This is a genomic window from Martelella sp. HB161492, from assembly GCF_013184775.1.
In the GTDB taxonomy this organism is placed as follows: domain Bacteria; phylum Pseudomonadota; class Alphaproteobacteria; order Rhizobiales; family Rhizobiaceae; genus Martelella.
In genome coordinates this window covers 18,342-41,163 of record NZ_JAATVV010000020.1, presented here as the reverse complement: position 1 = coordinate 41,163, position 22,822 = coordinate 18,342, and the positions used below count along the sequence as shown (strand labels likewise).

General features: G+C 59.6%; 21 protein-coding genes. 7 read left to right on the top strand and 14 right to left on the bottom strand.

Going from position 1 to position 22,822, the window contains the following annotated elements:
• Window positions 1-121: 121 nt before the first annotated feature.
• Both guaB and HCK86_RS22985 read right to left on the bottom strand, forming a co-directional pair.
• Window positions 122-1,627: an IMP dehydrogenase gene (gene guaB, locus HCK86_RS22990; RefSeq protein ID WP_176086830.1), complete on the bottom strand. Its 1,506-nt coding sequence runs from the start codon at window positions 1,625-1,627 to the stop codon at window positions 122-124.
• 190 nt (window positions 1,628-1,817) lie between these two features.
• Window positions 1,818-2,807 carry an MBL fold metallo-hydrolase gene (locus HCK86_RS22985; protein WP_176086829.1) on the bottom strand — a complete coding sequence of 330 codons (990 nt, stop codon included), beginning with the start codon at window positions 2,805-2,807 and terminating at the stop codon, window positions 1,818-1,820.
• A gap of 260 nt (window positions 2,808-3,067) precedes the next feature.
• Between HCK86_RS22985 and HCK86_RS22980 the strand changes: the two genes are divergently transcribed.
• Window positions 3,068-4,468: an MFS transporter gene (locus HCK86_RS22980; RefSeq protein ID WP_176086828.1), complete on the top strand. Its 1,401-nt coding sequence runs from the start codon at window positions 3,068-3,070 to the stop codon at window positions 4,466-4,468.
• A gap of 8 nt (window positions 4,469-4,476) precedes the next feature.
• Here HCK86_RS22980 and HCK86_RS22975 read toward each other — a convergent pair whose 3' ends face one another.
• On the bottom strand, window positions 4,477-5,355 hold the full coding sequence (locus HCK86_RS22975) for an alpha/beta hydrolase (protein WP_176086827.1): 879 nt from the start codon (window positions 5,353-5,355) through the stop codon (window positions 4,477-4,479).
• Window positions 5,356-5,597: 242 nt separating this feature from the next.
• Entirely contained in the window at window positions 5,598-6,764 is a 1,167-nt protein-coding gene (locus HCK86_RS22970) for an alpha/beta fold hydrolase (protein WP_176086826.1), read from the bottom strand.
• 400 nt (window positions 6,765-7,164) lie between these two features.
• Between HCK86_RS22970 and glpD the strand changes: the two genes are divergently transcribed.
• Together glpD and glpK are read left to right on the top strand one after the other, a co-directional pair.
• The gene (gene glpD, locus HCK86_RS22965; protein WP_176086825.1) at window positions 7,165-8,697 is read left to right on the top strand and encodes a glycerol-3-phosphate dehydrogenase; all 1,533 of its coding nucleotides are present in this window, start codon (window positions 7,165-7,167) and stop codon (window positions 8,695-8,697) included.
• A 93-nt stretch (window positions 8,698-8,790) separates the two neighbouring features.
• Window positions 8,791-10,287, top strand: a complete 1,497-nt coding sequence (gene glpK / locus HCK86_RS22960) for a glycerol kinase GlpK (protein ID WP_176086824.1) — start codon at window positions 8,791-8,793, stop codon at window positions 10,285-10,287.
• A gap of 109 nt (window positions 10,288-10,396) precedes the next feature.
• Here the strand turns inward: glpK and HCK86_RS22955 are convergent, their stop codons facing one another.
• From HCK86_RS22955 to HCK86_RS22930, 6 genes are all read right to left on the bottom strand, one after another.
• Window positions 10,397-11,041: a ThuA domain-containing protein gene (locus HCK86_RS22955; RefSeq protein ID WP_176086823.1), complete on the bottom strand. Its 645-nt coding sequence runs from the start codon at window positions 11,039-11,041 to the stop codon at window positions 10,397-10,399.
• Window positions 11,042-11,049: 8 nt separating this feature from the next.
• Complete coding sequence (locus tag HCK86_RS22950) at window positions 11,050-11,541, bottom strand: GNAT family N-acetyltransferase (protein WP_176086822.1); 492 nt, start codon at window positions 11,539-11,541, stop codon at window positions 11,050-11,052.
• 89 nt (window positions 11,542-11,630) lie between these two features.
• Window positions 11,631-12,143 (bottom strand): lysozyme inhibitor LprI family protein, encoded by a 513-nt coding sequence (locus HCK86_RS22945; protein WP_176086821.1) that lies wholly within the window; start codon window positions 12,141-12,143, stop codon window positions 11,631-11,633.
• 3 nt (window positions 12,144-12,146) lie between these two features.
• Window positions 12,147-12,821, bottom strand: a complete 675-nt coding sequence (locus tag HCK86_RS22940; protein ID WP_176086820.1) for a hemolysin III family protein — start codon at window positions 12,819-12,821, stop codon at window positions 12,147-12,149.
• Window positions 12,822-12,952: 131 nt separating this feature from the next.
• Window positions 12,953-13,276, bottom strand: a complete 324-nt coding sequence (locus tag HCK86_RS22935) for a TraR/DksA C4-type zinc finger protein (protein WP_176086836.1) — start codon at window positions 13,274-13,276, stop codon at window positions 12,953-12,955.
• Between the two features lie 41 nt (window positions 13,277-13,317).
• The gene (locus HCK86_RS22930; protein ID WP_176086819.1) at window positions 13,318-13,728 is read right to left on the bottom strand and encodes a universal stress protein; all 411 of its coding nucleotides are present in this window, start codon (window positions 13,726-13,728) and stop codon (window positions 13,318-13,320) included.
• 408 nt (window positions 13,729-14,136) lie between these two features.
• Here HCK86_RS22930 and HCK86_RS22925 point away from each other — a divergent pair, with 408 nt between their 5' ends.
• Window positions 14,137-15,423, top strand: coding sequence for an FAD/NAD(P)-binding oxidoreductase (locus HCK86_RS22925; protein ID WP_176086818.1), 1,287 nt, complete (start codon window positions 14,137-14,139; stop codon window positions 15,421-15,423).
• 63 nt (window positions 15,424-15,486) lie between these two features.
• On the opposite strand, the gene HCK86_RS22920 is transcribed toward HCK86_RS22925, so the two are convergent.
• Window positions 15,487-15,879, bottom strand: coding sequence for a DUF930 domain-containing protein (locus HCK86_RS22920; protein ID WP_176086817.1), 393 nt, complete (start codon window positions 15,877-15,879; stop codon window positions 15,487-15,489).
• A gap of 161 nt (window positions 15,880-16,040) precedes the next feature.
• Here HCK86_RS22920 and HCK86_RS22915 point away from each other — a divergent pair, with 161 nt between their 5' ends.
• From HCK86_RS22915 to HCK86_RS22905, 3 genes are read left to right on the top strand one after another with little or no spacing between them, the layout of a single operon-like run.
• Window positions 16,041-18,155: a S9 family peptidase gene (locus HCK86_RS22915; RefSeq protein WP_176086816.1), complete on the top strand. Its 2,115-nt coding sequence runs from the start codon at window positions 16,041-16,043 to the stop codon at window positions 18,153-18,155.
• An 18-nt stretch (window positions 18,156-18,173) separates the two neighbouring features.
• Window positions 18,174-18,698, top strand: a complete 525-nt coding sequence (locus tag HCK86_RS22910; protein ID WP_176086815.1) for a DUF1697 domain-containing protein — start codon at window positions 18,174-18,176, stop codon at window positions 18,696-18,698.
• Window positions 18,695-19,984: a DUF2254 domain-containing protein gene (locus tag HCK86_RS22905; RefSeq protein ID WP_176086814.1), complete on the top strand. Its 1,290-nt coding sequence runs from the start codon at window positions 18,695-18,697 to the stop codon at window positions 19,982-19,984. Before HCK86_RS22910 ends, HCK86_RS22905 begins: the two co-directional genes overlap by 4 nt.
• Here HCK86_RS22905 and ugpC read toward each other — a convergent pair whose 3' ends face one another.
• From ugpC to HCK86_RS22890, 3 genes are all read right to left on the bottom strand, one after another.
• Window positions 19,985-21,136 (bottom strand): sn-glycerol-3-phosphate ABC transporter ATP-binding protein UgpC, encoded by a 1,152-nt coding sequence (gene ugpC / locus HCK86_RS22900; RefSeq protein WP_176086813.1) that lies wholly within the window; start codon window positions 21,134-21,136, stop codon window positions 19,985-19,987. It lies immediately after the preceding gene.
• 70 nt (window positions 21,137-21,206) lie between these two features.
• The gene (locus tag HCK86_RS22895) at window positions 21,207-22,304 is read right to left on the bottom strand and encodes a LacI family DNA-binding transcriptional regulator (RefSeq protein WP_176086812.1); all 1,098 of its coding nucleotides are present in this window, start codon (window positions 22,302-22,304) and stop codon (window positions 21,207-21,209) included.
• 306 nt (window positions 22,305-22,610) lie between these two features.
• Window positions 22,611-22,802, bottom strand: a complete 192-nt coding sequence (locus tag HCK86_RS22890; RefSeq protein WP_176086811.1) for a hypothetical protein — start codon at window positions 22,800-22,802, stop codon at window positions 22,611-22,613.
• Window positions 22,803-22,822: the final 20 nt, after the last annotated feature.

Here is a 22,822-nt window from a genome sequence, read left to right as displayed (position 1 = left end):
ATTCACGCACCGATCACGAAATCAGCGTTGACGATCACCGCCACGTGAACAGCGCCCGGCCATAGAAAAACCCCGGCGCCAGGCACCGGGGTTTCCAGAATTCGTGATGGAGCAGATCAGCTCAGCCGACGCTGCCGGGGTAATTCGGGCTTTCACGGGTGATCGTGACATCATGGGCATGGCTTTCGCGCAGCCCCGCATTGGAGATCTGCACGAAGGTGGCGCGTTCCTGGAAGGACGGGATATCCTTGCCGCCGACATAGCCCATGGCGGCCCGCAGGCCACCGGCGAGCTGATGCAGAACGCCACTGGTCGGCCCCTTGTAGGGTACCTGGCCTTCGATGCCTTCCGGCACCAGCTTCAGCGTGTCGCGGACCTCAGCCTGGAAATAGCGGTCAGCGGAACCGCGCGCCATGGCGCCAACCGAGCCCATGCCGCGATAGGCCTTGAAGGAGCGGCCCTGATAGAGGAAGACCTCGCCCGGGCTTTCATCGGTACCGGCAAGAAGCGAGCCGATCATGACGGCGGATGCGCCTGCGGCAATGGCCTTGGCCATGTCGCCGGAGAATTTGATACCGCCATCGGCGATCACCGGAATGCCGGCATCCTTTGCGGCACCGACTGCCCCCATGATCGCGGCAAGCTGCGGCACGCCGACACCGGCGACAATGCGCGTGGTGCAGATCGAACCGGGGCCGATACCGACCTTGACCGAATCCGCACCGGCATCAATCAGCGCCTTGGTGCCATCCGCAGTCGCGACATTGCCCGCCATGATGCGGACCGAATTCGACAGCTGCTTGACCCGGCCAACCGCATCAAGAACCTTCTGCGAGTGGCCATGGGCCGTATCGATGACAATCAGATCGACGCCGGCATCCACCAGCATTTCAGCGCGCTGGAAGCCGTCATCGCCGACGGAAATGGCGGCGGCGGCGCGAAGACGACCCTGCGCATCCTTGGAGGCATTGGGGTTCAGCTGCGATTTCTCGATATCCTTGACGGTGATGAGACCGACGCAATTGCCGTCGCCATCAACCACCAGCAGCTTTTCGATGCGATGACGGTGCAGCAGGCGCTTGGCCTCCTGCTGGTCGACATTTTCACGCACCGTGATCAGATTTTCACGGGTCATCAGCTCATAGATGCGCTGATCGGGATTGGAGGCGAAACGCACATCGCGGTTGGTGAGGATACCGACCAGACGGCCGGCGGTATACTCGTTGCTGGTGCCATGCTCGACCACCGGAATGCCGGAAATCTTGTGCGCCTTCATCAGCGCCAGCGCCTCGGCCAGCGTCGCGTCCGGGCCGATCGTCACGGGATTGACGACCATGCCGCTCTCGAACTTCTTGACCTGACGGACCTGCTCGGCCTGCTCATGCGGGGTCAGGTTACGGTGGATCACGCCGATACCGCCGGCCTGCGCCATGGCAATTGCCAGTCTGGCTTCGGTCACGGTGTCCATCGCGGAGGAAAGGATCGGGAGATTGAGGTCAATGTCGCGGGCAATCGTGGTCGAAACATCGACCTGTCCGGGCATGACTTCCGAGTGTCCCGGCTGCAGCAGCACGTCGTCAAATGTGAGTGCCAGCATGCCGGTCGCGGCTTGAATAAGTTGAGCCATGGCCAATTTCCTTTTCATAAACGAAATGGCCCGGGCGATCGATTTTCGCTCGTCCGGTCCCTTGCAAGAATATCTTGGAAGTTGGCGAGTGCTCGTAACACGATCATGACGACTTGAAAATAGCCGATCCGGATTTTCTCACCCGGATCGGTCAGCCACATCTTTGGAAATGGCTTTCCAGAGGCGCGGATCAGAGCTCGAACTGGTAGCTTGCCGGCACGAAACGATAGCCATCGCCCTGTTTTTCGGCATATCCGACCGCCGGGAACGGCATGTGGTACCCCAGGAAGGGAATGCCGTCGGCAGCGACCATATCGAAGATCCTGCGGCGGGTGGCCGATGCCATTACCGGATCGGTATCAAAGCGAACCTGCCAGTCCGGACGCTGCAGCGACAAGACATAGTGATTCGCTGTATCAGCTGTCAGCAGCAGCTGGCGACCGGCTGATTCGACCATGAAGACCATGTGGCCGGGCGTGTGGCCGGGCGCGTCCATGGCGGTGATCCCCGGCGCGATGCTTGCCCCGTCGGCGATGAAGCTTGCCTTTTCCGCCAGCGGCACGATCATTGTCTTGACCGCATTATGACCGCCCTCAGCCGGCGTGCCGATCCGGGCCGGATCTGTCCAGAAATCATATTCCGTCTGCCCGAAAACATAGCGCGCATTGGGGAAAGCCGGCGCACCGGCTTCCATCAGCCCGTTTATGTGGTCGCCATGCATGTGGGTGATTACCACGACATCGATATCTTCCGGCCCATAGCCTTCAGCGGCAAGACCTTTCAGCAATTGCCCCGCGCCCCAGGAGCGGCCGGCCTCGCCCATGCCGGTATCGAACAGCATCACCTGTGAACCGGTGTCGATCAGCGTCGGCGAGAACATGTTGACCGAAACATCGCTGGGCAGGAAATTTTGCCGGAGCAGCGCCGCCACCGTTTCCGGCGGCTGATCCGCACCGAAGATCGTGCCCGGATTGTCCATCTTGCGAATTCCGTCGCGCACGACAACGAATTTGAGTTCCCCCATCGAAAACCGTTTCGTCTCGGGCATGTCTTTCGGCATTTCAGTCATCTGGTCTTCCTGCGCATGGGCGACGCCCGCAAGCAGGGCGGGAGCCGCTAAAGTGGTCAAGCCAACACCCTTCATCAGGCCGCGGCGTCCGAGTTTACCTGTCGTCTTCATCTCGCACTTTCCTCGCTGTTTCCGGCAACAAGACTGGCTGCCCAATATCAACAGTCTGAAACTTGTCTCTCAAAGACCAGTTTCAACGGGCGAGCCGGACAAAGTGGCTGTCCGCCGATCAAGAGTTCGTGAAAGCGGCGACAGACAATGCTGACAGCTGGAACCCTGATCGGAGCAGATGCATTTTCCGGATTGGCAAGCACCGAGAAGGCGGATAAGACGTTTGCTCTTGTCACATAAATCTGGCCAGAATCCAACCGATGAATCCGATCGTTCCGCTCATCCTTGCCGTCGCCCTGTTCATGGAACAGATGGATTCGACCGTGATCGCCACGGCCCTGCCGGCAATTGCTGCCGATCTTCATGTCGGGCCGATCACGCTGAAACTGGCGCTGACGGCCTATATGGTGGCGCTGGCGATCTTCATTCCCATCTCCGGCTGGATGGCAGACCGTTTTGGTGCCAAGCTGGTGTTTCGTACGGCGATTGCGGTGTTTCTGACCGGGTCGGCCATGTGCGCCTTTTCCGGAAGCCTGAGTGAATTCGTCATCTCGCGCTTTCTGCAGGGCATGGGCGGTGCGATGATGACACCGGTCGGCCGCCTTGTCATCTTGCGCACGACATCACGGACCGAGCTGGTACGCGCCATGGCGCTTTTGACCATTCCGGGGCTGGTCGGGCCTCTGGCGGGGCCGCCGCTCGGCGGTTTCATTACCACCTATTTCACCTGGCACTGGATCTTTCTGATCAACATCCCGATTGGCCTGTTGGGGCTGATCCTGACCTCGATCTATCTGCCAAAGATCGAAGCGGAGCGCCCGCCACCGATCGACTGGACAGGCTTTTTCCTGCTGGCGACCGCAGCCTCGGGTGTCGTGTTCGGTCTCTCGGTGATCAGCATGCCGGCGCTGCCGCCGGCTGTCGGCATCGGCGCCACCGTGACCGGCTGCGCGGCGACACTCTGGTATATCCTGCATGCCCGCCGTTCCGAAAAGCCGCTTCTCGACCTCAAGCTGTTTGCCGTACCGACGTTCCGCACCGCCATTCTGGCTGGCACCTTCTTCCGTATCGCGGCCGGCGCCTTTCCGTTCCTGCTGCCGCTGATGCTGCAGATCGGCTTCGGCTTCACGCCGTTTCAGTCCGGCATGACCACCTTCATCAGCGCCATCGGTGCCATCGCCACCAAATTCATTGCCCCGCGCGTTCTGGCCTTTACCGGGTTCAAGCGCCTGCTGCTGACGACAGGGTCGCTCGGCGCGCTATTGATGTTCGCCATAGGCCTGATCGAGCCAACAACACCCACCGCCATCATTCTCGGCATATTGCTGATTTCCGGCTTCACGCGGTCCTTCTTCTTCACCAGCATCAATGTTCTGGCCTATGCCGATATCGACGCCCGCGCCGCCAGCCAGGCGACGGCGATGAGCTCGACGATCCAGCAGGTCAGTCTGGCGCTCGGCGTCGCCTTTGCCGCCCTCGTGCTGGAAATCTCCTCGCTCTTTGCCGGGGCGACGCTGTCGGTTGCCCAGTTTCATGTCGCCTTCCATGTGGTGGCGATCTGCTCGGCCCTTGCCGTGGTGCCGATCCTGACACTGACGCGCGAGTCCGGCGCCAGTGTTTCGGGTCAGGGCCGCCACGGTGCCGCCGAAGGCGGTCACTGAGAGAGCCGTCAGTCCAGCATGCCGATCTGCCGCAGCCAGCCGATGAAAAGACGCGACCAGTCTCGAACCGGAGCGCCCGGCACCGAAAATGTATGGCCGCCATCCCGGAAAACATGCAGCTCGGCCGGCACACCGGCCCGGCGCAGCGCGGCATAGAAGCCGAGACCATTTTCCGCTGGCACCGACTGATCATCATCAGCCAGCACGAGAAAGGTTTCCGGTGTGTCCGGCGTCACCTGGAGATCGGGCGAATAGGCCCGCCTTGTCGCCGCATCGTCCTTCGCGCCCAAAAGTGCCTCACGCGAACCAGCGTGCACAAAGGGGTCCGACATGGTGATGACCGGCACCATCAGCCCGAGAAAATCGGGTCTGGCAGAGACCGCGTCGGCATCATCCAGCGGCTCATAGACCTTTCGGCCATGGCCGGTTGCAACGGAGGCAGCCATATGCCCGGCAGCAGACGAACCGAGAAAGCCGATCCGGCCCGGATCGAGCCCCCAGTCAGCCGCGTTGCGGCGGATCAGGCGCACGGCACGCTGCGCATCCATCAATGGCACGTCGGCAGCATTGTCATGCCCCTCTCCCGGCAGACGATAGGTCATCATGAAGGTGGTGACACCAAGCGGCGCGAGCTGCTGTGCCAGCTTGTAGCCGGCCGCATCAAGCGAGATCCGACGATAGCCGCCGCCGGGTGCCGCAATCAGCGAGACGCCATTGGGCTTTTCCGGAACGATGGCCGTCAATGACGGCTCCACAACACCGGTGATCACACGGCTGGTGCGAAACAGGTTTTCCGAGCGCTCGGTAATGATCGGCTCAAGGTCGGCAGGCGTCCCCTTCGGCCGGCCGGGCCAGAGCGGAATAACCTGTTCGTGGGCAAGCGCCATGATATGCACTCCTCAATGCATGGCCTAGCGCACCGTTCTTTTCGAAAACCGGAATCGATATTCGAAAAATGGTGCTTAGATTCAATAAGATAGAGCGTCCAGGTGCGTCCAAGAGGACGCGCGGCGCTCTCTAGACGAGACCGGCGGAACGGCTGCATCGCAACCGCTCCGCCGGTAGAAAGAATGACGATTTCCGCAAGCCGGACAAGCGGAAACAGCCGTTTCAACATGGTGATGACCGATTATTTCAGCTGGCTGTCGAGCCAGTCGAACGCCGCCTTCTGCCGGTCTTCCGTGAAGATGTGGCCGCCATCGAAGAAATCGGTCTTCAGCTTGTCGTCGGCATTATAGGCATCCCAGACCACGCGCATCTTGGCATAGGCATCTTCCACGGACGCTTTGGGAAACAAAGGATCCTCAACACCTTCCATGAAATAGAGCGCCTTTGGAGCCGCAAGCGCGGCAACATCGGGATAATCCATCAGCCGGGCGATGCCGGGATGGTTCATGTACCAGGCGGACTGCCCCTTGAGCTGGTTATTGCCCGGCACCATCAGCCCGTCATAGGTCGCCATCCAGCAATCGGCAACCGTTGCCTTGACGACGGGGGAAAGCGCGGCGACCTGCCAGGCGCGGAATGCGCCCATGGAGAAGCCGACCACGCCGACCCTGTCGGGATCGACCTCCGGCAGACTGGCGACAAATTCAGAGGCGCGCACATCTTCCTGGGCCATGATACCGGCCAGCGATGAGCCGAGATTGGAGAGATTGGAGGCTAGCGCCTGCTGTGCCTCATAGCCATTGCCGGCACGATCCCCCCAGCCGAGCGCATCGGTGGCAACCACCACATAACCGCGCTTGGCCAGCTCCTCGCCCGGAAACAGGCCGGAGAAATATTTCTGCGACCACTGGGTCGTCGATTTCAGCCGTTCTTCGTCATACCAGGGGCGGATCCATTTTTCCTTGCCGATGTCGAAGCGGGCGCCATGGTCATGCAGCATCAGGACACCGGGAAACGGCCCGTCGCCCTTGGGCACCAGAACGATGGCGGCGATGCGGCTTTCATCGGTAACGTTGAAGGCGACGCGCATCGCGGTAAAATCGCCGCGATCGACCTTGTCGATCACTTCCGGCGCAAAATCCACCGTGTCCGTCGACGGCAGCATCAGCGCTTCGGCGGATGGCAGAACCCGGTCATGCCAGGCCTTTGGATCGCCGCCATCATAGGCGAGCGGGTAGGTCATCTTCGCCTTCAATTCGGAAAAGAAGGTCGGCAGATTGCCTTCGGTGATCGGATGGGTTTCGAAGAAGGTTCCCGTTTTCGGCTCCAGCGGCGTCTCGGCGGATTGGGCATAGACGGTGGTGGCCATGGCAAGTCCGATCAGAATGGTTGATGTCAGCAACTTCATGAATAGTCCTCCAGGATGGGATCGCCAAGGTGGCAGGAGAGCCGGGAGCGCCGCCTGCAGGACCTCAGGATCAGGGAAAGAGAAAACAATGCGCACGACGCCCGGACGCGATATCGCGCCATCCAGCCAAACCTCCCGAAGCCGTCCGGTTTCCTCCACCACAACTGGCATACTAGAAGATTCGTTACGCCGGGCAATTCGAAAATTCAAATTTGAATATTTAAATCAGCATTTTAACAAACGTCATCTCTGACGCAGCGTGCTGTCACCGCGAAAAATTACGCGCATGCAACCTCACTCAAACTGATAAAGCGAATAAAAACGAACCAGAAATTTGACAAAACGAAAATTTACGCGCATTTGTCGGTAAGCAACAGCCCCTTCTGAGGAGTGACGATCCATGCCTGGCGCAAGCACTGCTGACCCGCTTGATCTGTTTGTGATCGGTGGCGGCGTGAACGGAACAGCAATTGCCCGCGACGCCTGCGGCCGCGGATTGACGGTTGGACTGGCAGAGATGAACGACCTCGCCTCGGCGACGTCATCGGCCTCGACCAAGCTTTTCCACGGCGGCCTGCGCTATCTCGAATATTATGAGTTCAGGCTGGTGCGTGAAGCGCTGATCGAGCGTGAAGTCCTGCTGAAATCCATGCCGCATATTTCCTGGCCGATGCGCTTTGTCCTGCCTTACCACAAGGGCCTCCGTCCCTGGTGGATGCTGCGGCTCGGCCTGTTTCTCTATGATCATCTCGGCGGCCGCAAGATCCTCCCGGCGACGCAGGCCCTGAAACTGCCGGCAGACCCAGCCGGCAAGCCGCTGAAGGATGAGTATCGCCGCGCCTTCGAATATTCCGACTGCTGGATCCAGGATGCCCGCCTTGTCTCACTGATGGCACGCGACGCCTTCGAGCGCGGCGCGAACATCATGACGCGCACCCGCGTGACCGCTGCAGAACAGGTTGACGGCAATCGAGGCCCGCTGTGGAAAATTTCGCTTGCCTGTGCGGACAATGGCACGCTCGCTCCCGTCTATGCGCGTGCGCTGATCAATGCCGGCGGCCCCTGGGTCGCAAGCGTCATCACCGACACGCTCAACCTTTCTTCGCATGAAGGTGTGCGCCTGGTGCGCGGTTCGCATATCGTGGTGAAGAAGCTCTATGACCACGACCGCTGCTATTTCTTCCAGGGCAAGGATGGCCGGATCATCTTCGCAATTCCCTATGAGCAGGAATACACGCTGATCGGCACGACCGACAAGGATCACGAGGCCGAACCCGGCAAGGTGGAATGCACCCCCGAGGAAGCCGAATATCTCTGCACATTCGCATCCGACTACTTTAGAAAGCCGGTCACACCTTCCGATATCGTCTGGACCTATTCCGGCGTTCGCCCGCTTTACGACGATGGCGCGAAATCGGCGACCGCTGCCACCCGAGACTATGTCTTGTCACTGCGTGAAGAGGGAGCGCCCCTGCTTTCCGTTTTCGGCGGCAAGATCACGACCCACCGCAAGCTCGCGGAGCATGCCCTTGAAAAGCTGATGCCTTTCTTCCCTAACGCCCAGGGTGAATGGACGGCTGACAGTATCTTGCCGGGCGGTGAATTCGCTGTTTCCGAACGCGATCAGCTGATTGGCGAATTGCTGACGGATTATCCCTTCCTGACGACAAGCTGGGCTGTGCGTCTGTTTCGCAATTATGGCCGGGATTGCTGGCATATTCTCGGCGAGGCAACATCAGCTGCCGATCTCGGTCAGGACTTCGGCCATACGCTTTATGAAGCCGAAGTCAAATGGCTGGTGAACCGGGAATTTGCCGTGACTGCCGAAGATATTGTCTGGCGGCGCACCAAGCTGGGTCTGAAGATGACGCAGGAGGAGGTCATCGCCCTTGACGCATGGCTGGTCGGCAGGGCATCGAGGAGGACCGCCTGAGGCACTTGCTGCCCCGGGAGGATATCGTGCCGCATATTCTGATGCACATCCGGCCGCCGCGCCGGTTCCGCACCACGGCAATGGGAGGAATGAATGGGTTATATTCTGGCGATCGACCAGGGCACGACGTCCAGCCGGGCGATCCTGTTTGACAGGCAAATGCGGATCGTTGCCTCCGCACAGGAGGAGTTTCCGCAGTTCTACCCCTCTTCCGGCCTGGTGGAACATGACCCTGCCGATATCTGGTCAACCGTTGCAGGCACATGCCGCTCGGCGATTGAACGCGCGGAAATTTCCGCCGCGGAAATCGCGGCGATCGGCATTGCCAATCAGCGCGAAACCACGCTGATATGGGACAAGGAAACCGGCCGGCCGATCCATAACGCCATCGTCTGGCAGGACCGGCGCACGGCCGATACCTGTGCGCGGCTGCGCGAGGAGGGCCATGAGGGCTTCATCCGCTCGGCAACGGGGCTGATCCTCGATCCCTATTTCTCCGCCACCAAGATTGCCTGGCTGCTGGATCATGTCGAAGGGGCCCGTGCCGAGGCAAAGGCGGGAAAACTCGCTTTCGGCACCGTTGATACCTATCTGATCTGGCGCCTGACCGGAGGCAGGAGCCATGTGACGGACGCGACCAATGCCGCCCGGACCATGATCTACAACATCCGCGAGGGCCGCTGGGACGAGGATATCTGCGCCCTTCTCGACATCCCCATGGAAATCCTGCCGGAGGTCAAGGACTGCGCCGCCGATTTTGGCATGACCCGCGCCGATCTCTTCAGCCGCGAGATCCCGATTTTCGGTGTTGCGGGTGATCAGCAGGCGGCCACCGTCGGCCAGGCCTGCTTCGAGCCGGGCATGATCAAGTCCACCTATGGCACCGGCTGCTTCGCACTGCTGAATACCGGCGACAAGTTCGTCGCCAGCACGCATCGCATGCTGACCACGCTTGCCTATCAGCTGGATGGCAAGCCGACCTATGCGCTGGAAGGCTCGATCTTCATCGCTGGCGCTGTGGTGCAGTGGCTGCGCGACGGGCTGAAGGTGATCCGCCATGCCAGTGAGACCGACAAGCTTGCCAATGCCGCCGATCCCGAGCAGACGCTCTACATGGTGCCCGCCTTCACCGGTCTTGGCGCCCCATACTGGGATGCGGAATGCCGCGGCGCCGTCTTTGGCCTGACCCGAAATTCCGGACCGGCCGAATTTGCCCGGGCAGCACTACAGGCTGTCGGCTATCAGACCCGCGACCTGCTGGAGGCCATGCATGCCGACTGGGGCGGACAGGATTCGGCCAATATCCTGCGCGTCGATGGCGGCATGAGCGCCAATGACTGGACCATGCAGTTTCTGGCGGACATCCTCGGCGTTCCGGTCGACCGGCCAAAGGTCGTTGAAACCACCGCACTCGGAGCCGCATGGCTTGCCGGCAGCCGCGCCGGGCTCTATCCGGGCCTTGCCGAATTCTCGGAGAACTGGGCGCTTGAAAAGCAGTTCCAGCCCCGCCTTGACCGGGAAAAGCGGGAAAGCCTCTATCGCGGCTGGAAGGATGCCGTCAGCCGGACACTGGGGCCGCTCACGGACTGACCATCGCCTAGAGCGCCGTGCGTCCTTTTGGACGCACCAGGACGCTCTAACTTATTGAATCTGCGCATCGTTCTTTTCGAAAACCGATTCCGATTTTCGAGCCGATGCGCTAGCGCGCCGCCCAGGCAAAGCCACGGCGCAGGATGAGCTGCGCCTGCGGGTGGGCGAGCTCCGACGGCGAATGGCCGAGTGCGGAATAGAAGATCCGCCCGGCGCCGAAACGCCGCTTGATCACGACCGGCATGACCACCCCCTCCGTCGCCGCATCATGGGCGCCGGAAAAGCGTGTGGTCGCCAGAACGTCAACCGACGGATCATAGTGAAGATAATATTGCTCCGAGCGATAGCCGAAGCCTTCAATGCCTGCCATGACCGGATCATCCGGCCGGGTGATGTCGACGTGGTAGTCGATGATCCCGCCCGGATGGCCGGCAAAGGTGACGCCGGCCAGATAGCGAAATGCAGCCGATGCCTTGAAGCTGGCGGCAAGACCTGCATGAAAGCCGGCAACCCCCAGCCCGCCACGGACAGCCTCGGTCAATGCCCGAGCCTCGATATCGCCAAGGGCTTCGCCCGTCACGATCAGCACCAGCAGATCTGCGGCAAGCGTTTCACCGGCAGAAATCAGCGACAGATCGCCGGAGAGCGAAACAGCAAAGCCGTCATCTTCCAGCATGCCGGCGATCAGACGGGCGCAGGCCTTGGGCTCATGGCCCGGCCACCCGCCCCAGATGATCTGCGCTCGCCGTGCCATGTCGCACCTCAGTCAAACGTGTATTGCAGCGTCGCCAGATCGAGCCAGCGGCCGAATTTGGTGCCGACTTCGCGGTAAAGCCCGGTATGCTGGAAGCCAAGCTTTTCATGCAGGCGGATCGATGCAGTGTTGCTGGCATCAATGGCCGCGATCATGACATGAACCTTGCCGGCCCGAGCACGGATGAGCAGCTCCTCCATGAGCTTCAGACCAGTGCCTTTGCCACGGGCATCCTTGTGGACATAGACCGAATGCTCAACCGTATGCTTGTAGCCGTCAAAGGCGCGCCAGTCGCCATAGCTGGCATAGCCCAGAACCGCGCCCTCCTGCTCGGCAACCAGAACCGGAAAGCCGCGTTGGCGGCGCTGGTCGAGCCAGTACATGCGGTTTTCAAGATCGATCAGAACATCGTTCCAGATCGCGGTCGTATTGACCACGGCGTCGTTATAGATATCGACAATGACGGGCAGATCGCTTTCGCGGGCATCACGGATCAGCATGGGGTGGCTTTCTTTATCTGGTCTTTTGGCCCTTGATAGATCAGCTTTGCCGCCAAAGCCACGTCCCGTATCGGGAATTCTTCATCTCATCACTCGCCCGGCCAGGAGCTCGCCAGATAGATATACTGATCCGCTGTCATGCGCAGAAAGCAGGACGCACTGACCGGGCCCGAAATCGTGCCGCCCTGCCAGAGCGAATATTCATAGGTGCAGGTCTTGTCACGGAAGGAGATCCAGTCACGCTGCATGTCGCGCAACGTATCGCGGACCAGCATGGTCGCGCGCGGATCATCGGCATTGGCCTGATCCATGGCCGTCGCCTGCTTGAGCAGATCCTGATAGGTTTCGTTCAGAAGATCATCCCAGTATCCGGTTTCCAGCCGCAGGCATTCGATCATGCCATAGGTGGTGGCGCCGTCATCGGTTGCATCTTCGCAGGCTTTCGCTGACAAACCGGCGCAGTCACGACGTTCTGCCTCATCGCCCGCCCCTGCCAGACAGGCCGCCGTTGCCGCGTTGGAATAGCGGATATCATCGGCACGGGCCGGCAGTGCCGCCCATGTGCTCGACACAGAAATCAGCAAGGCAAGGCTCAGTTTCATCGCTCAGCTCCCGGTTCCCGTCAGACTGAAAAACACCAGCACGGCAGCATAATGCACAGCAGCAGCGGCGACGACAAATCCATGCCAGATTGCATTTTGAAACCGCAGCCGTTCCCAGACATGAAAGATCACCCCGGCCGAATAGATGATCCCGCCCGTGACGATCAGAATACTGGTCGCGAGCGGCAGCATGGGAAAGAGCGGCCGCGCCACGGCAACGCCGCTCCACCCCATTGCGAGATAGAGCAGGATCGCCAGACGATCGTAGCGTCCGGCAAAGAAGACCTTCAGCAGCACGCCAATCCCGGCCATGATCCAGATGCCGAAGAGCAGCGCACGGATCGCCGGGTCCCCGGCGCCCCCCTCGAGAAACGGAGTGTAGGTGGCGGCAATCAGCACAAAGATCGCCGAATGATCCAGCCGGCGGAATACCGCCTTGGTCCGCGGCACCGAGCCCGGCATCAGATTATAGGAACACGAAATCGCAAGAGCCAGAACCAGGCCGGCACTATAGATCCAGGCAGCCGCCAGTGCGCCCGGCGTCGACCACACGGTGGCATAGAAAATCAGCACCGTGGCGCCGATGAGTGCAAAAACAATGCCGATCCCATGCACCACACCGTCCGCAACAATCTCGCCGAAATCATATGTCGCTTTCACACGGAATATACGCGCCATAACCGTCCCTGCCAGTCCTTGCCTTTCAAAATTCTGGCCTTCTATCTGTCATATTTATGGCGATTGTCCGTGCTGACAAGACAAAGCCCCGGTCGCCAAGGGCCGGGGCCGTCGCTCGGACGCCGAAGGCCCTATTTCAGTTCGGCAGCACATTTCTTGCAGAATGGCGTGTAGGGAACTGCCTCCAGCCGTTCGCTCGAAATCGGCTTGCCGCAATTGACGCAGATGCCGAATGTGCCCTCTTCGATCCGCTCGAGCGCCGCATCAATGGCACGCATCTCGTCGGCGCCCACCTGACCGAACTCTTCGAGCACTTCGTCATTTTCCGCCTCGGTGGCCCGCTCGGCGCTGTCTGGATTCTTCATCCGGCCGAGATCACTGTCGATCTTGGTCAGACGTCCCAGAATTTCGTGCTTCCGCTGAAGAAGCCGATCTTTATAGACAGAGCTATCCATCATCGCAGTCCTCCCAAACTGACGCGTGGTTTCCGCGCCGCTCAGCGGCGCACGAGAACCGAACAGGTCGCGTGACGCACGACCCGATCAGCGGTCGATCCCAGAAGATAGTTCGACAGATCCGGCCGATGCGAGGCAATAATGATCAGATCCGCCTTGTGATCCTTGGCAGCCGAGAGAATCTCGCGCGAAGCCGGACCGGTTCTGAGCTCGATATGCGCATCCACCTTCAGCTCATCCTTGAGCTGTTTCAGCTTGTCCTTGGCATCATCCACGGCATTGTCGATCACATCAACAGGGATATCGATCGACAGATAGGCCGGAACTTCTTCAACGACATGCAGAAGCGTGATGCTGCCGCCCTCGTCCAGAAGCTCCGAAGCCTTGCGAAGAATGTCACCACCCTTTTCAAGCGCTGCAATATCAACGGGTACGAGTATCTGTTTGAACATGGCATCCTCCTTTGCCCAACTCCTGAACACCTGCCGGCTATGCCCTTAACAGAATGCCTTTCAGCATCGTGTCACCCTTGCTCTCTCCCGGGTCATCGATCAGGTCCGACGCCGACAGAAGGGGCTGGTGTTCCTGTAGACCAAGCTTGCCCTTGTTGCCCTGCGCCGCCATTGATCCGGATCAAGAACGCAATTGATCATCGTCAGCATCGGGCGAACCGTGGCACAGGCCCTGCCTGCCGGCAAGCCTGTTTTCCAACATGCCGGCAGCTTCAACCATACCACACTAATTCACTATTGCGTATGTTCATAAATACGAATATATATTCAGATCAAAATGCGATTTTCGGCGTGCGGGCCCGGCTTTCGGGCGCGACACCATCGCAAGCCGTTTGAGTGGAGGATAAAATGGCAAAAATCGTTGTTCTGGGCGCCGGCCTGGGCGGCACCATCATGGCATATGAGCTGAGAAACAAGCTTGGCCGTTCCCATGACATCACCGTCGTCAACAAGGGTTCGGTCTATTCATTCGTTCCCTCCAACCCCTGGGTGGCTGTTGGCTGGCGCGAACGCGAGGCGGTGGAGGTCGACCTGGTTCCCGCCTTCAAGAAGCGCAACATCGCGCTGCGCCCTGAAGGGGCGGCGAAGCTTCATCCGGCGGAAAACCGCATTGAACTGACCGACGGGTCCTCCGTCGACTATGATTATCTCGTCATTGCAACCGGGCCGGAACTGGCCTTTGACGAGATCGAGGGGCTTGGCCCGGCGGGCTTTACCCAGTCTGTCTGCCAGACCGACCACGCAGCGGACGCCAAGCAGGCTTTCGACGCATTGGTGAAAAAACCTGGCCCGGTGGTGATCGGTGCGGTTCAGGGGGCATCCTGTTTCGGCCCGGCCTATGAATTCGCCTTCATTCTCGACAAGGCGCTGCGCGACGCCAAGGTGCGTGACGCCGTTCCGATGACCTTCGTCACCCCGGAACCCTATATCGGCCATCTCGGCCTTGATGGCGTCGGCGACACCAAAGGGCTGATGGAAAGCGAACTGCGCGCCCGCCATATCAAATGGATCACCAATGCGAAGGTCGCGCGGATCGAAAGCGACAAAGTTGTCGCCGACGAGATCAATGACGACGGTTCCGTGAAACAACACCACGAGGTGCCGGCGGTGTTTTCCATGCTGCTGCCGGCATTCCGCGGCGTCTCCGCCATCAGGGGGATCGAGGGGCTGACCAATCCGCGCGGCTTCGTCATTGTTGACCGGCACCAGCAAAACCCGCAGTTCAACAATATCTTCGCCATCGGCGTCTGCGTTGCCATTGCCCCGACCGGCAAGACAGCGGTGCCTGTCGGCGTGCCGAAAACCGGCTTCATGATCGAATCCATGGTCACGGCGACCGCCGCCAATATCGAACGCATGATCGAAGGCGGAAAGCCGAATGTACAGGCAACCTGGAATGCGGTCTGCCTGGCCGATTTCGGCGACGGGGGGGTCGCCTTTGTCGCGCAGCCGCAGATTCCGCCACGCAATGTCAACTGGTCCTCGTCCGGGCGCTGGGTGCACACGGCCAAAGTCGGCTTTGAGAAATATTTCCTGCACAAGGTCCGCAATGGCCATTCAGAGCCGTTTTACGAAAAGCTCGCGCTTCAGGCGTTAAAGATCGACAAGCTCAAAGCGGTGACCTTCGACGACTGATCACGGACCACAATGGGGGCACCCGCAGTCATGCGCGGGCCCCCAATCATTGTGTCCGAACGGTTACGGATAGAGGTAGTAATGCTCCCACTTGGAGCGGGGCACTTCCGCACCGATCTTGAATGAGAATTTCTTCACATTGAGTTCTGTCGGATCGGTTTCACAGTGATAGCTCAACCGATACCAGTGTTCATGAGAGCGAAACACCGCTCCCTTTGCATCGATCATCGTGCCCTTCACCTTCGGCGCACCGAAAGTGTAGGCGATCACCTTGTCGGGTGACATGTCCTTGCGCGCTGCATCGATTCGGCTCAAGGCCTCGATGTCGCAACGCTGCTCGAGCCTTTCCTCCGGATCGAGCCTTTCGAGTTCATTATCGATGCGTTTGCTTTCGGCATAGGCGCTGTGGCAGGAGCCGGCCAGAATCAACAGGACGGCAGCGAGCCTTTTTTTCATCGTACTTTGTTTCCCTGTTTTCCTAGTTTTTGCAGTAACTTGTAATTGAAGCGACGGCACTATGCATAGAATTCCGTGTCAGCGCTAGCCTACATTGAACAGGGATCTTGATGCAAAAGTGGCAGCCACTTATCTTCCCGTCTAAACGGGAAAGGAAAATCATGCCCGAAAAACGCTTCAACAACCTGCCCAAAGCGCCACATGCACCCAAGCACCCGGCCACAGACACGCGCCACGGCATCACCCGCACGGACGAATATGCCTGGCTGCGCGCCGACAACTGGCAGGCCATGTTCAAGGACCCGGCCATTCTCGATCCGGACATCCGCGCTCATCTGGAGGCGGAAAATGCCTATATGAGCGCTGCCATGGCGGATACCGAAGCGCTGCAGAAGGCGCTTTTTGCCGAAATGCGCGGCCGCATCAAGGAAGATGACAGCTCGGTGCCGATGAAGGACGGGCCATTCGCCTATGGTACCGGCTTCGTTACCGGCGGCGAACAGCCGCATTTCTTTCGCATTCCGCGCGATGGCGATGTCAACGATGCGACAATCCGCGCGACATTGCTCAACGGCGACAGGGAAAGCGAAGGCAAGGCCTATTTCCGGCTTGGCGGGCTCTCCCACTCCAGCGACCATAAGCTTGGCATCTGGAGCTATGACGACAAGGGTTCGGAATTCTATACGCTGCGTGTCCGCGACCTTGCGACCGGTACGGATCTCGACGACCGGATCGAAAATACCGGCGGCGACGGGATCTGGGCACCGGACGGCAAAAGCTTCTTCTATACGGAGGTCGACGAAAACCACCGCCCCTCCAAGGTATTTCGTCATATTCTGGGAACTGCCCAGAGCACTGACGTCCTGGTTTACGAGGAAGAGGATCCCGGTTTCTTCGTCGGTGTCGGCGGTTCGCTGCTCGATGATTTCGTCTTCATCGACATTCACGACCACGAGACGTCGGAAACACATCTGCTCGCCGCAGACCGGCTGGACCAGGCCCCGGTGCTTGTCGCGCAACGCGAAACCCAGGTGGAATATGATCTGACGGAAGGTGGCGATGTCTTCTACATCCTCACCAATGCCGACGGCGCCAAGGACTTCAAGATCGTCGAAACACCCGTGACGGCGCCGGGCAAGGAAAACTGGCGCGAAGTCGTGCCGCATGTGGAAGGACGGCTGATCCTCAACCACATGGCCTTTGCCCGCCACCTCATCTGGCTCGAACGTTTCGGCGGCCTGCCGCGCATCATCATCCGCGACCGCAACAGCGGCGAGGAACATGCGATCGCCTTCGATGAAGAGGCCTATGCACTCGGTCTTCAGGGCGCTGCGGAATATGATACGGATGTCATCCGTTTTTCCTATTCGTCAATGACGACGCCGTCGCAGCTCTATGATTACAATATGGCGACGCGCGAGCGGACTCTGCTGAAAACGCAGGACGTGCCGTCGGGCCACGATCCGGACGACTATGTCACCCGCCGCATTCAGGCAAAAGCCGCAGATGGGCAGCTGGTACCGGTCTCGATCGTCTATCACAAGAACACGCCGCTGGATGGCTCCGCGCCCTGCCTTCTTTATGGCTACGGAGCCTATGGCATCACCATTCCCGCCTCCTTCTCGACCAATTGCCTGTCGCTGGTCGATCGCGGCTTCGTCTACGCCATCGCCCATATTCGCGGCGGCAAGGACAAGGGCTTTGGCTGGTATGAAGACGGCAAGATGTTTTCCAAGAAGAACACCTTCACAGACTTTCTTGCCAGTGCCGAAGCGCTGATCGCCGAAGGCTTCACCACGCGCGGACAGATCGTCGCCGAGGGCGGATCGGCCGGCGGCATGCTGATGGGCGCCGTTGCCAATATGGCACCGGAGCTGTTCTCCGGCATTATCGCCGCCGTGCCCTTTGTCGATGTGCTGAACACCATGCTGGACGATACATTACCGCTGACGCCGCCGGAATGGCCCGAATGGGGCAATCCGATCGATTCGAAGGCGTCCTACGTCTATATGGCGAGTTACAGCCCGTATGATAACGTCGCCGAAAAGCCCTATCCGGCGATCCTGGCGCTCGGCGGCCTCACTGATCCCAGGGTAACCTATTGGGAGCCTGCGAAATGGGTGGCGCGTCTGCGTGACAGGACAACGGGTGACGCACCGATCCTGCTGCGCACCAACATGGATGCGGGCCATGGCGGTGCATCCGGCCGGTTCCAGCGGCTGGAGGAAATCGCCCTTGAATATGCCTTCGCCATCAAGGCGGCGGGCAAGCTCTAGCAAAGCGAGGACACCGACATGACCGCATTCATAGCGCTCCTGCGTGCGGTCAATGTCGGCGGCCGGGGCAAGCTTGCCGCAACCGACCTCAAAGCGGCCTGCGAGGCGGCCGGGTTTTCAGGCGTCAGGACCTATATCCAGAGCGGCAACGCCGTCTTTGCAACGCAACTTCAGGAAGATGCCGCCCGTTCCAGGCTGAAGCAGGCCCTTCGGGCGATGACCGGACAGGACTTCGAGCTATTTCTGCGCGCGCATGCCGAACTCAGGCAAATGCTTGCCGCTGCCCCGCCTGGCGGCGACCCTGCCCGCTCGATCATCTATGTCTTTCAGGCACCACCGGACCATGCCATGCTGGAAACCATGGTTGCGCCGGATGGCGAGACGGTGAGCATTACCGGCCGCGCGATCCACGTCTACTATCCGACGGGTACTGGACGCTCGCGGCTGAAACTGAAGGGGCTGAATGAGGGAACCGGTCGCAACCTCAACACGTTGAGAAAGCTCAGCGTCATGGCAGCAGAATGCGAAGGGGACGAAACGTGAAACTGGGCATGTCGCTCTTTCAGATCCGCGAGGCGATGCGCCAGATCTGGTTCATGGCCGCGGCCTTCTGCCTTGCCGGCGTTTTCACCGCGCTTGCCGGTGCTGCTCTCGATCCCTACATCCCGGTCGCACTCGGTGACTTTGCCGGGATTGATGCCGTCGGATCGCTGCTGGAAATCATTGCCACCAGCATGCTGACCGTTACCGTTTTTTCGCTGAACACGCTCGTCTCCGCCACCTCCTCAGCCGCACAGAATGCGACACCGCGTGCGGTCTCCAACCTGCTGCAGGACCGCACGGCGCAAGGCGCGCTGGCAACCTTTCTCGGTGCCTTCCTGTTTTCTCTTGTCGGATTGATTGCCCTGAAATCGGGCCTTTACGGCGATGGCGGGCGCTTTGTTCTGTTTGCTGTCACGCTGATGCTGATCGTGCTGATCGTCGTCATGCTGCTGCGCTGGATCAATCATCTCGGCAGCCTTGGCCAGGTTTCCAATACGATCGCGCAGGTCGAACAGGCAGCTCACCTTGCCATGTGCACCTTTCGTGAGGAACCGCTTTTCCGCGCAAATCCGTTCCACGACGCCCCGGAAGACCTGACGCTGATCGAGCATAACCACATGGGCTATCTGCGCTTCATCGATCTTGCGGCGCTCAATGCTGCCGCTGAAGAGATCGATGCAGATATCTACATCCTTGAGCGCCCCGGCGTCTTCGTGACGCCCGGCCGCTTTGTTGCCGGGCTGAAAGGCGACGGCAAGAAACGGCCTGACGACGCGATGGTCGAGAAGATCCGCGCCTCCTTCGCACTGGGAGCCGAGCGCAGCTATGACCAGGATCCGCTTTACGGTCTGACGGTTCTGTCGCAGATCGCCATGCGCGCCATGTCGCCCGGCATCAACGACCCCGGCACCGCCATTGACGTCATCAACAATCTGGTGCGTGTTCTGGCTGCCGGGCGGGAAATCAAGGCCGAGACAGAACCGCTTCATCGCCGCCTCCACATCATGCCACTGGCGCCGAATGCCTTTTTCGATGCCGCCTTTACCGGCATTTCACGCGATGGCGCCGGGCTGATCGAGGTTGGCATTGCATTGCAGCGAGCGCTGAAATCGCTGGAGCATCTGCCCGGAGCAGGCTATGGCAAGGCCTCCCGCGCCTATGCCGAAATGGCACTGGAACGCGCGGGACGCATGCTTGAATATGAAAGCGAGCGCGAACGGCTTGCAGCCATCGCCAGCGAACAGGACCTGGCCCGCTACGCCCACCTCATCGCCGATAAGGGCTGATCACAGCGTCAGATTGGCACCCGTCTCGTCATCAAAGACATGCGCCTTTTCCATGACGAAGGAGAAGCTGAACGGCTTGCCGCGGGCACTCTCGTCAAGCATCCTTGCATCATCGACGGGAATGCGGGCAGCGAAGGGAAGTCCCTCGAGATCGAAATAGACATAGATCTCGTTGCCCATATGCTCCAGAAGCTTCACCGTGCCGGTAACATTGGCGGCCACCGCCTCCTCATGCCGGCGCAGCGCCATGCTTTCCGGTGTGCCGATATGTTCCGGGCGAATGCCGAAACGCACCTTGCGTCCGACATGGCCGGAAAGCTTTTCAGCGAATGCACCGGGCAGAGACACAAGGGTTTTCTCCCCCAGAAGCAGGTTCAGCGCGCCATCATTGGCAACCAGCGTTGCCGGGCGGATATTCATTTCTGGCGAACCGATGAAGCCCGCGACGAAGGCGTTGACCGGGCGCTCGTAAAGCGCGGTCGGCGCATCGACCTGCTGGATCGTGCCTTCCTTCAGCACGCAGATCCGCTCGCCCATGGTCATCGCCTCGACCTGATCATGGGTCACATAAATGGCTGTGGACGGCTGTCCGCTATTGCGCAGCTCGCGGTGAAGTTCCGTCAGGCGCACGCGCATCGAAGCACGCAGCTTGGCGTCAAGATTGGAAAGCGGTTCGTCAAACAGGAAAACCTCCGGGCGCTTGACGATGCAGCGGCCGACGGCGACTCGCTGGGCCTGTCCGCCAGACAATTGCTTGGGATAGCGATCCAAGAGATTGACCATTTCCAGAAGCTCGGCGGCATGCATGACGCGGCTCTTGATCTCGTCCTTCGGCACATGAGCAATCTTCAGCCCCAGCGCCATGTTGTCATAGACCTTCATATGCGGATAGAGCGCGTAGTTCTGGAAGACCATGCCGATGCCGCGCTGCTTCGGTGGCAGCTTGTTGACGACGGACGGACCGATCTTCAATTCACCATCGGAGATCTGCTCAAGGCCAGCGACCATGCGCAGTATGGTGCTTTTCGCGCAGCCCGAAGGCCCGACAAAGACCATGAACTCCCCGTCCCTGACATCGAGATCGATCCCATGCACCGCCTCGAAACCATTCGGATAGATCTTGCGGATATCGCGAAGACTGACATTCGCCATGAACTCACTCCCTTTACATTGCTGGGGGTCTGTCGCCGCTCCTCGTGGCTCCCCCTCCCTCGGAAGAGGGCTATTTTTCACCCGGTGGCGGCGCCACGGAATGACGCTCCACCAATTGCATGGTCATGCTGACGCGCCGTCTCGAGGTCAGCTTTCCCGCCGCCTGTTCTGCCAGCATGCGGATGGCAAGCCTGCCCATTTCGCCGCGCTCGATATGCATGGTCGAAAGCGGCACCTCGCAATGGGTACTGATCGGCAGATCGTCGAAGCCAATGACGGAAACATCTTCCGGCACCCGGATTCCGGCAGACAAAAGCGCCTGGGTCACGCCAATCGCCAGCATGTCGGAAGCGCAGACGATCGCCGAATAATCAAAACGCCCCTCCTCCAGCAGACGCGCGATTGCGTTGCTGGCATCAAGGCTCGAGAAATTGGCGCTGCCGGTATCCAGCACATTGCGGACCGGATCGAAGCCAATCCCGGCTTCGTCAAGCGCATGGCGCATGCCGTCAACACGCTGGGCCACCGTGTCGCGGAAGATGTGTGAAACGTGCAGGAAGCGCTTGTGGCCCTTTTCAATCAGATGCCGCGTGGCGGCATAGGAACCGTAATAGTGATCGGGCGAAATGCTCGACAGGCGCATCATCGGATCCATGCCGTTGACGATCACGGCAGGGCAGCCAAGGGCCGCAACCGCTTCGACAACCGGCGGCTGGTCGATGCCAAGCAGGACAACGCTTTCCGGTGTCGCCCGGCGAAACAGCGCTTCCGGCGACACTTTCGTGTAGCCATCGCCGATCAGCGCCAGATCCAGCGCCACATCCCAGCCGAGATGACGGGCCTCGTCGGTGAGACCGCGCATCGTATCGACGTAATAGTGGTCATTGGCGGCATAGCGATCAAAGGTGACGATGGTGACCGAACCGATCTCCGGCCCGGTTCGAAGCTTTGAATCCGGGCGTCGGTAGCCGAGTTCCTCGACCATTTGCAGCACACGGGCGCGATTATCCGGGCTGACGCCGGCGCGCTCGTTCAGAACCTTGGAAACCGTGCTGATCGAAACGCCGGAGGCTTCGGCAATATCATGCAGCGTCGCTGCGCTCGCCGCCTTCCGGCCTTTCGTCCTGACGATTTCATCGCTCACATGCATGTCGTCTTGTCCATCCATCCCAACACCCTCCCGACTTTTCACCCGGACAGGGCACCAGTTTATCGCCGCGCTTGCAAGCTGCGATCAGCCGCAGCCACAACTCGATTGACCAGAGCCTAACAACGAAAATGGAAAAAGAAAATATGCGATTTTATTTTTCTTTTTCCATCTTGATTTCCATCAGATTCAAAACGCTTCAATCGCCTCGACGGCACTAAAATCGCTATATTTATGGCTTTTATTGCAGATTTTCGCCCTTATGGACGCGACAAATGCACCAGACGGCAACTTGACTCGGTAAAACAGAATCGATAATTTTCCATTTCAGACGTCATGGCGATATTTTTCCGGTAATTTTCCATTTTCTCTATTTTTTCCGGAATAATCGCGGATGTCCGTTTCAAAGCCGGCCACATTGCCGGCGAGAAACGTGGAGGATCGCCGTGCCGGGAGTTCGCGGAGCCGGTTTCCGGCAGGGCATATGGGAAATGCGCCTGACCAGATGTTGAAGGTCATGCGCCACCGGAGGATCAAAA